Origin of the sequence: Hamadaea sp. NPDC051192 (assembly GCF_040682475.1) — a bacterium.
Lineage (GTDB): Bacteria > Actinomycetota > Actinomycetes > Mycobacteriales > Micromonosporaceae > Hamadaea > Hamadaea flava.
In genome coordinates this window covers 1-6,646 of record NZ_JBFBAZ010000244.1, presented here as the reverse complement: position 1 = coordinate 6,646, position 6,646 = coordinate 1, and the positions used below count along the sequence as shown (strand labels likewise).

General features: G+C 71.4%; 6 protein-coding genes. All 6 read left to right on the top strand.

Features of this window, described 5'->3' with window-relative positions; translation table 11 throughout:
• Positions 1-2,196 (top strand): translation initiation factor IF-2 (gene infB / locus AB0M47_RS41685; RefSeq protein WP_363424289.1); only part of this gene is annotated, 2,196 nt, incomplete at its 5' end.
• Between the two features lie 113 nt (positions 2,197-2,309).
• On the top strand, positions 2,310-3,644 hold the full coding sequence (locus AB0M47_RS41680) for a DUF2510 domain-containing protein (RefSeq protein ID WP_363424286.1): 1,335 nt from the start codon (positions 2,310-2,312) through the stop codon (positions 3,642-3,644).
• Between the two features lie 64 nt (positions 3,645-3,708).
• Positions 3,709-4,716, top strand: a complete 1,008-nt coding sequence (locus AB0M47_RS41675) for an SAM-dependent methyltransferase (protein ID WP_363424283.1) — start codon at positions 3,709-3,711, stop codon at positions 4,714-4,716.
• An 11-nt stretch (positions 4,717-4,727) separates the two neighbouring features.
• Positions 4,728-5,024: a DUF503 domain-containing protein gene (locus AB0M47_RS41670; protein WP_253756839.1), complete on the top strand. Its 297-nt coding sequence runs from the start codon at positions 4,728-4,730 to the stop codon at positions 5,022-5,024.
• Between the two features lie 145 nt (positions 5,025-5,169).
• The gene (gene rbfA, locus AB0M47_RS41665) at positions 5,170-5,652 is read left to right on the top strand and encodes a 30S ribosome-binding factor RbfA (RefSeq protein WP_253756837.1); all 483 of its coding nucleotides are present in this window, start codon (positions 5,170-5,172) and stop codon (positions 5,650-5,652) included.
• The coding region (locus AB0M47_RS41660; protein WP_363424279.1) for a DHH family phosphoesterase at positions 5,652-6,646 on the top strand (995 nt) is incomplete at its 3' end. The genes rbfA and AB0M47_RS41660, both read left to right, overlap by 1 nt.

The window sequence follows — 6,646 nt, the reverse complement described above, 5'->3', positions numbered from 1 at the left end:
GGCTTCCGCGGCGGTCCTGGTGGCGGCGGCGGTGGCGGTGGCTTCCGCGGCGGTCCTGGTGGCGGCGGCGGTGGCGGTGGCTTCCGCGGCGGTCCTGGTGGCGGCGGCGGTGGCGGTGGCTTCCGCGGCGGTCCCGGTGGCGGTGGCGGTGCCGGCGGTGCTGGTGCGGGCACCGGATACCGTGGCGGCCCTGGTGGCGGCGGCGGTGCCCCGGTCGGCGGCGGTGGCCGTCCCGGTGGCGGCGGTGGCCGTGGCCGTGGCGGCGGTGCCGCGGGTGCCTTCGGGCGTCCCGGTGGCCGGCCGTCCCGTGGTCGCAAGAGCAAGAAGCAGCGGCGTCAAGAGTTCGACAACCTGTCCGCCCCGACGATGAGCTCGGGTGCCCCGCGGGGCAACGGCCAGGTGGTCCGCCTGCCGCGGGGTGCGTCGCTGTCGGACTTCGCCGACCGCATCAACGCCAACCCGGGCTCGCTGGTCCAGGAGATGTTCAACCTGGGCGAGATGGTGACCGCCACGCAGTCCTGCAGCGACGACACGCTGCTGCTGCTCGGTGAGCACCTGGGCTTCGACCTGCAGATCGTCAGCCCGGAGGAGGAAGACCGCCAGCTGCTCGCGCAGTTCAACATCGACCTCGACGCCGAGGTCGACGAGGAGCGCCTGGTCGTCCGTCCGCCGGTCGTGACCGTCATGGGTCACGTCGACCACGGTAAGACGAAGCTGCTGGACGCGATCCGGTCGGCGAACGTCGTCGAGGGCGAGGCCGGCGGCATCACCCAGCACATCGGCGCGTACCAGGTGCACGTCGAGCACGGCGAAGAAGACCGCGCGATCACCTTCATCGACACCCCGGGTCACGAGGCGTTCACCGCCATGCGTGCCCGTGGCGCCCAGGCCACCGACATCGTGGTCCTGGTCGTCGCGGCGGACGACGGCGTGATGCCGCAGACCATCGAGGCGTTGAACCACGCCAAGGCGGCCGACGTGCCGATCGTGGTGGCGGTGAACAAGGTCGACAAGCCGGAGGCCAACCCGGGCAAGGTGCGCCAGCAGCTCACCGAGTACGGGCTGGTGGCCGAGGAGTACGGCGGCGACACCATGTTCGTCGACATCTCCGCCAAGGCCCGGCTCAACATCGACGGCCTGCTCGAAGCGGTGCTCCTGACCGCGGACGCCTCGCTCGACCTGCGGGCTCCGGTCGACGGCAACGCGCAGGGCATCGCGATCGAGGCGCACCTCGACAAGGGTCGTGGCCCGGTGGCCACGGTGCTGGTCAACCGCGGCACGCTCCGCGTCGGTGACTCGATCGTCGCCGGTAACGCGTACGGCCGGGTTCGGGCGATGCTCGACGAGAACGGCACGCCGCTGCCGGAGGCGGGTCCGGCTCGTCCGGTCCTGGTCCTCGGTCTGACCGCGGTTCCGGGTGCCGGCGACACGTTCCTCGCCGCCGACGACGACCGGACGGTCCGCCAGATCGCCGAGCAGCGGCAGGCGCGGAAGCGCGCTGCCGAGCAGGCTCGGCTGGCCGGCCGGGCGACGCTGGAGACGCTGCTCGAGAAGATCAAGGAAGGCGAGCGGACCACGCTCGACCTCATCATCAAGGGCGATGTCGCCGGTTCGGTGGAAGCTCTGGAAGACGCGCTGGTCAAGCTGCCGATTCCGGACGAGATCCAGCTGCGGATCATTCACCGGGGCGTCGGCGCGATCACCGAGAGCGACGTCAACCTGGCGTCGGCCTCGGCGGACTCGACGGCGATCATCATCGGCTTCAACGTCCGGCCGATGCAGTCGGCGCGCGAGATGGCCGACCGCAATGGGGTGGAGATCCGGTACTACACGGTCATCTACCAGGCCATCGAGGAGATCGAGGCGGCCCTCAAGGGCATGCTCAAGCCGATCTACGAGGAGGCCGCGCTGGGCTCGGCGGAGATCCGCGAGGTCTTCCGCTCGTCCAAGATCGGTCTCATCGCGGGTTGTATCGTCCGCGACGGGCTCCTTCGGCGCAACGCCAAGGCGCGCGTCATCCGCGAGGGCACGGTCGTGGCCGAGAACGTCACGATCACGTCGCTCAAGCGGTTCAAGGACGACGCGACCGAGGTCCGCGAGGGCTTCGAGTGTGGTCTGACGCTGGGCGGCTTCGGCAGCCCGCAGATCGGCGACATCATCGAGAGCTACGAGATGCGCGAGAAGCCGCGCGTCTGACGCTCGGCTCGGCAGGGGCGGTCACCTTCGGGTGGCCGCCCCTTCGTCGTACTCGGGGCACCGGTGTCAGCGAGCCGACTGGCGCGGCGGGTCCCGGGCACTACCATCGCGCCGTGGATCAGCGGCCGGGCGTCGTGATCAGCGCGGGTGCCGACCGCGCCCTGTTTCTGCGGGCCGAGGAGGTCGCCGCCTATCAGGAACTGGCGACCCTGGTCCGGCGACGGCCCACGATCGCCGGTCCGCCGCTCGACGTCGAGGCGCTCGAACGGCTCGCCGAGTCGCTCACCGGCGAGGCGGACATCCAGCTGACCGAAGCCGAGGCCGACTGCCTCGACCTGCTTCGCAACCAGACCGTCGTCCGGGCGGCGCTGCCGCTGCGCATCCGGCCCGTCTGCGTGGCGTGTGGGCTGGCCGCCGAGAAGCTGGTGAACCCGGCCCGGCCGACGAAGGCGGCGGGCAAGTCCGGCGAGGTCGCCGAGACGATCATCGAGAGCGTCGGCATGCTCGCGGCCAACCCGGTGCTCGCCGTGGTCCGCTTCGTCGGCGGGATGGGCCAGATCCGCGCGGACGTGCAGGCCGACCTGCCGGTGTGCGTACGGTGTGACGGGATCGAGTTCGATTCGCACGCGGTCACGTTCTGTCCCCGCTGCCGGGCCATGCGTGAGGAATCCGTGCTGGTCAACTGCCCCGACTGCGGCCAGGACTTCCCGGTCGCGCGGGACGCCCGGACACTGTGGACACCGTTGGCTCAGGCCGTCGGGGCGGGGCGGCTGGCGTACGCGGCGGAACGGTTGGCGGTCGCCGCCGGGCAACTGGAGAACTCGCTCTACACGGGCCAGAAGGAGCAGCTGATCGCCGGGCTCGCCGCCGAGGACGAGCTGATCGGGTTGGTCCGCTGTGGACGCCCGGCCGACACCATGCGTGGTGTCGCGCTTCTGCTCACCACCGGCGGCCTCGGCTGGTCCCATGAGGTGATGACGTCCAAGGCGGTGGGTGGCACAGTCCGCTGGCCGCAGGTCACGGCCGTCCATCTGTCCGGCCCCGTGGGCCAGCAGGTCTTGGCCCTATTGGTACGCGATGAGCCGCCGCTGGTCTTCAACCGGTTCAAGGGGACCGGGGTGAACCTGGGCGACCGCGTCTGCGACTTCACCGCGCCAGGACTGCATCGGCTCGTGTGCGAGTTGTCCGGGCTGCCCTGGGAGCCGCCGGCCATGCCGGTGTCCCCGGCACCGCCACCTCCGCCGCCACCTCCGCCGACACTGCCCCCGCCGCAGCGAGCACCGCTGCCTCCGCCGCCGCCCGCACCACTGCCGCCGCCACCGCCCTCGCCGCCACGCCCGCAACCGGTTCCCCAGCAGCGTCCGTCGGGCTGGTATCCCGACCCGTGGCGGCAGGCACGTGCGCGCTGGTGGGACGGCCGGCGCTGGACCGACCACGTGCAGCGGTGAGTTCGATCCGAGCTGCTGCGGGGCCCACACGCCGTGGTCCGCGCCCCGGTAGGATCTCTACCCCGTGGGAACTGAATACGCGCTGCTCGTCGCGCCATCCGCCAACCGGGTCTACACGCAGTCCGCGCCCGACCTGACGAGGGCCGAGCTGGCCGCGTTCTCCGCCGGAGTGCTGGAGGGGCGGCTCGGCCCGGCCTCGCCGCGGGATCTCGGCGGCCAGACCTATCTCGTCTTTGCCACCGAGGAGCCGCTGACCTCGGAAGGCCTGGCCGTCCTCGGCAACCTCAGCAGTGGGCTCGCCCTCTACGAGCTGCTTCCCGACGACCTGCTGCGGCCGATCCGCACCCCCGCGCTGGACAAGTTCGACGACGACCTGATCACCATCCCGAAGTACTCCGGCAAGACCAACGAGAACTTCACGAAGCTCCTGCTGAACGTGACCGCGCTGGCGAGTGCCTGGGCCGGCGACTTCGGCTCCCGGACCTTCACCGTGCTGGACCCGGTCGCCGGGCGGGGGACGACGCTCAACCAGGCCCTCATGTACGGCTGGAACCCGATCGGCATCGAGATCGACGGGAAGGACTTCGAGGCGTACGCCGCATTCCTGAAGACGTGGCTGCGGCGCAAGCGGGTCAAGCATCGCGCCGAGATCACCCCCGTACGCCGGGAGGGCCGCCGGCTCGGCCGTCGGCTGGACGTCGAACTCACCTCCGACGGCGGCAACCTGACCTTCTTCGAGGCGGACACGACCCAGGCCCGGGCGCTGATGAAGCGGCAGGTCGCCGATCTACTGGTGGCAGATCTTCCGTACGGCGTGGTCCACGGCTCGCGTACCAGCAAGGGATTGGAGCGGGGACCCGCGGAGCTGTTGTCGGCCGCGTTGCCCGGGTGGATCGAGCTGATCCGGCCCGGGGGAGCGGTGGGCCTGTCCTGGAACACCCACGTGGCGCCGCGCGAGCAGGCCGTGGAGCTGCTGGAGCGGCACGGACTGGCGGTGCTGGCGCCGATCGGCCTGGAGCACTGGGTGGATCAGGGGATAACTCGGGACGTGTTGGTGGCGCGGCGCTCGTAAGATGGATCTTCGTGTTCACCGGAACTGCGCTCTTCGACCTGTTGCTGCCGGGCGACTCGCGCTCGCTGAAGGACAAGCGGGGCTACCTGCGCCCGATCCTGGCCCTGCTCCGCAAGTACGAGGTGAGCGCGGCCGAGGTCGGTGACCAGGACCGGCATGGGCGCGCTCAGCTCGGGGTGGCGATCGTCGCCGCCGACGCCGCGCACGTCCGCGAAGTCCTGGACCACTGCGAGCGGGCGGTCGCCGGGCGGCCCGAGATCGAGCTGCTGTCGGTCAAGCGGCGAGTCATCGGCGACGACGACTTCTGACCGCCGGCGCCCGTGGCGACCGGGTGGATCTCGGCGGGCGGTGGGTACAGGCTCGCCGGGTAATCTGGGGGCCGGAGTTCCGGACGATCCGGCGAAAGCCCGTTTCGTTCGATCTCCGCTGTCCGATACGTGTGGAGGTGGCGAGATGTCCGATCCTGCCAAGGTGCGCCGGCACGCCGAGCGAGTCCGGGAACTGGTGGCGTCAGCGGTGCGGACGCAGATCAAGGACCCGCGGCTGGGCATGATCACGATCACCGACGCCCGGCTGACCGCCGACCTGCGCGAGGCCACGATCTTCTACACCGTGCTCGGCGACGCGGAGGCCAAGGCCGGCACCGCCGCCGCCCTGGACAGCGCCAAGGGCATGCTGCGGGGCTCCGTCGGCCGCGCGCTGGGCCTGCGCCACTCGCCGTCGCTGACCTTCGTCCTCGACGACGTCCAGCAGCACGTCAAGCACATCGACGACCTGCTGGCCGAGGCGCGCGTGCGCGACCAGGAGGTCCACAAGCTCGCCGAGGGCGCCGAGTACGCGGGTGAGCCGCAGCCCTACAAGGTCGAGGAGGACGAGGAGTCCGACGATCTTGATGTCGACCTCGACGAGGCTGAGGACGCGGCGGCGCGCCGCTGATGGGGGAGATCACCGAGGACCAGTGGGCCGCGGCGACCGGCGCTCTGCGTACGGCCGTCGCGGCCGGCGACCCGATCCTGCTCGTCTGCCACGTCAACCCGGACGGCGACGCGCTGGGCAGCATGCTGGCGGTCGGGCAGGCGCTGCGGAAGCTGGGCGCGACCCGGCTCCAGGCGACCTTCCCGGGACCGCAGGATCTGCCGGAGCCGTTCGTCGCGCTGCCCGGGCTCGACCTGCTGGTCACCGCGCCGGAGCCGCCCGCGCTCGTGGTGACCCTGGACGCGGCGGCCGAGTCGCGGCTGGGCGCGTACGCCGAGCTGCTCGGGAAGGTCCCGGTGATCGTGCTGGACCATCACGCCAGCTACACCGGTTTCGGGGACATCGACCTGGTCGACAGCGGCGCGGCGGCCACCGCCGTGGTGGCGGCCGAGCTGATCGCCCGGCTGGGTGTGCCCCTGGACCAGGGGATCGCCGAGTGTCTCTACATCGGCGTCATCACCGACACCGGCTCGTTCAAGTACGCCCTGACCACGCCAGCGGTGCACCGGCTGGCGGCCGACCTGCTGGAGACCGGGCTCAACCCGGGCGAGATCTCCCGCCGGGTCTTCGACACCCGCCCGTTCGGCGCGGTCAAGCTCTACGGAGAGGTGCTCGGCCGGGCCGTCCTCGAACCGGAGAACGCACTGGTGTGGAGCACCGCCTCGCTGGCCGACCTCGAACGGCATCACGTGGCGCCCTACGTGCTGGAAGGACTCATCGACGGGATTCGCTGCGCTGCCGAGGCCGACGTGGCGTGCCTGCTCAAGCAGGTCGGCCCGGCGGAGTGGTCAGTGTCGATGCGGACCCGGGGCGCGACCGACGTCAGCCGGGTCGCCGTGGCGCTCGGTGGCGGTGGCCCAGCTGCTGCCCGGCCGGCCGGGGCGGCACGGCGTACCGCCGCGGATCGTCGTCTATCGGCGTCCGCTGGAGTTCCGGGCGGGCGACCGGGACGACC